The sequence below is a fragment of the Paenibacillus sp. 01T422 genome (genome assembly GCF_056398785.1).
The window spans coordinates 1-2,606 of record NZ_JBFTQB010001133.1 but is presented as its reverse complement, the minus strand read 5'-3'; the positions used below and the strand labels follow the sequence as shown (position 1 = coordinate 2,606).

Genomic DNA, 2,606 nt, shown 5'->3' with positions numbered 1-2,606 from the left:
TGCGATGTGGTTTGGTTATCATTCTAATATGTTTGATTCGCTGCAGACCAAAGGTTTGCTGAATATGGTTGAGTTAATTGTCCTTATTGGACTTGCGGGAGCGTTCAATGGTATTTTGGAGGAAAATCGTGTTTTACAAGGCTATATGCAAAAATTGTTGGGAGGACGCTCCACCTCGTTATTCTCAGCTACTATTCGAACCGCCTTATTTGGCTTAGGACTTGGCCTTGTTTCGTGCACACAAACCCTCCCGATAATGATGTCAGGCAGGAGCTTGCTGCCCTTCTGGGAAGAACGATTCCCGCGAAGCCAGCTTGCCAGAGTTGTTGCAGACTCTAGTCTCATCCTTGCTGCTATGATTCCTTGGAACATGCTTGCTATCGTATGTGGAACCATTGTTGGGGTGCCTGTTGAGCAATACATCAGTTATGCACCGTTTCTTTGGGCTTTGCCATTATGTACCTTGGTATGGTCGTACGGGTGGAAGGGCCGTGGGAAGCCGTGGCAATTGTTTCACAGTTGAACGGCTACAAAATCCTCATCCTCGGTAATCACGATCGGGGGAGATCTAGGACGTGGTGGCTTGATGTTGGGTTTGATGAAGTAAGTGAGTACCCTCTTATTTATATGAACTTCTTTTTTCTTTCGCATGAGCCTATGTATATGAATAAACAGATGCCCTATTTGAATGTTCATGGCCATATTCATGGTCAGAAATATGAGGGACGCCATTATTACAATGTGAGCGTGGAACAATTGGATTACACGCCTGTATCTTTTGAGCAGATCCGCGATTCGGTTGTGGTGGATGAGGAGCAGGCGTAGAGGTAGAGATCGCAGCTAAGTATGCTGTGGTCTCTTTTTTATCCGAGAGTATAAAGTACGATAATAACACATATTTAAACGAAGCTGAAATTGAAATAATTTTGAATGCCATTGAGTTGTCGAAGGATGCCTTGCTGAAGGTGTATACGAAGGATTGGCTTGAAACTAGAATTAGTGACATAACAAATAAGCTTGATGCGCAACAGAAGGAACTCGAAGGAAATAAAAGCGTTCTATAGATTTCGAAAGTGTAAAACTGGTTCTGAAGTACATCTTGAACCAATTCTTCAACCTTGCAAACGAAGAGAAGCCTATGGGAAAGCGACAGCATCCTCGGGCTTTTTTGTTTTTTTGCTTCTGACGATTTATGCATGTAATATATTGTTAAAGGACTTGAGAACAGAAAGTCTGGATTTTAATAAAGTCTTAGGAGGATTATAGTATGTCACTAATGTCATCGTTTAAATTGCCTTGTGGGACGAAGAACAATTACCCAGAGAAACTTGACTACTTAACTCGAACAGGTAAAGTCGTCATTTTCCGCTCGCCTTCTTCCAAGGCTAAGAAAGCATATATTGTTTCTCCCAAACATAAAGGTGTGGAACTTATTGTGGAAGGCTCTCCCTTTGATGTTGCTAATTTTTATGAAAGTATTGATCTTGATGAGCATGAAATTAGTGATATTCATGGAGTGTTTGCATATAAAATGGCTGAATCAAGGGAAGATTTTGATAAAGCTATTGAAAAATTCGTGAAAAAGGAAGAGTAGAGTATAGATTCCAGAGTATTGGGGTTGGAATATATAATGCCGTAGGTGTGTCCTACGGCTAAAACTTATTGGATTAAGGCTGCGTAAACCTAAATGAATTTGGTGATATTTTTTATGTGGCGTGAAGGGGGTTGTCTTAACATGGTGGAATTTAGGAAACTAAAAAGCCATTACTGTGTAAGGGTTTTCGCGGTATGGTCAGTAGTGGGCTCGAACCACTGACCCTTACCCTGTTCCTGGCAAGATGAAAGAAGGGTTGTTTAAGCTTGTGTGCGCAGTAGCTTAATCCCTTATGTAATAAGGGGTTTTGTTATTTTTGTGATTTAGCTTGTAAGGGGAGTACTAAGATAAGGAATTCCCGTGACTAAGACTTTTTGCGCTTGGTATCGACCTATCTACGATTAACTGAGGTTGAAGTAGAACGGATTGGCAATGCATTCTTCGTGGTGGATTGATGTGTTAACGCATCATTGCTGACAAAGCATGCATTTGTCTCGAGTAAATAAACTTGAGTAGTAGCTTTCTTCATAACACTTAATCGCCTCTTCTTCGAGGTCAAATGTAACCATGTTCCATCTTGAACTTCTTTATTGAATTTTTCTTCTGTTTGAGTAAGAGGGGTTATTGGACAAGTTCTTTTGTGGATATAGACTACCCCATTTCTAATTTGTAGCCACGATGAATTTTGCATTAAATTATCCTCCTTAAACTTAACTCCGGTGGTTAATCATTATAATAATGGAATGGTGTTTATTTATTATAATATTCTACAGAAATAGCGCTTAAACAAGTTAATTATGTATCAAAATGAATATTGAATTACGTAGCTCCTTGCTCAAAAAAGATAACTATTATTAATAAGACAAATATTATTAAAACTCCTAGCAACGAGTAAAGTGCAAAAACTATTATTTTGTGTTTTAGGTTGCTACCGACAGGAAAAATAGAGCTTCTAATAGCAAGTTTCATTAATGAAATCAGTGTAAGTATAATTCCTAATAATGTGATGACA

Annotated in this window: 4 protein-coding genes; 3 read left to right on the top strand and 1 reads right to left on the bottom strand. The window is 39.0% G+C overall.

Translation table 11 applies throughout. The annotated features are described in order from the left end of the window. The 3 genes from AC1DUA_RS36440 to AC1DUA_RS36430 form a co-directional block, all read left to right on the top strand. Positions 1-523: Na+/H+ antiporter NhaC family protein (locus AC1DUA_RS36440; RefSeq protein ID WP_477504374.1), on the top strand; the 523-nt coding region annotated here is incomplete at its 5' end. 140 nt (positions 524-663) lie between these two features. Beyond that, positions 664-825 (top strand): hypothetical protein, encoded by a 162-nt coding sequence (locus tag AC1DUA_RS36435; RefSeq protein ID WP_477504373.1) that lies wholly within the window; start codon positions 664-666, stop codon positions 823-825. Between the two features lie 442 nt (positions 826-1,267). Further along, positions 1,268-1,594 carry a hypothetical protein gene (locus AC1DUA_RS36430; RefSeq protein ID WP_477504372.1) on the top strand — a complete coding sequence of 109 codons (327 nt, stop codon included), beginning with the start codon at positions 1,268-1,270 and terminating at the stop codon, positions 1,592-1,594. An 819-nt stretch (positions 1,595-2,413) separates the two neighbouring features. On the opposite strand, the gene AC1DUA_RS36425 is transcribed toward AC1DUA_RS36430, so the two are convergent. Then, on the bottom strand, positions 2,414-2,606 hold a 193-nt coding region (locus AC1DUA_RS36425; RefSeq protein WP_477504371.1), incomplete at its 5' end, for a hypothetical protein.

Excerpts from the sequence above, each read along its gene's own strand:
- AC1DUA_RS36430 (WP_477504372.1), top strand. The coding sequence starts at position 1,268 with ATGTCACTAATGTCATCGTTTAAATTGCCTTGTGGGACGAAGAACAAT.
- AC1DUA_RS36435 (WP_477504373.1), top strand. The coding sequence starts at position 664 with ATGAATAAACAGATGCCCTATTTGAATGTTCATGGCCATATTCATGGT.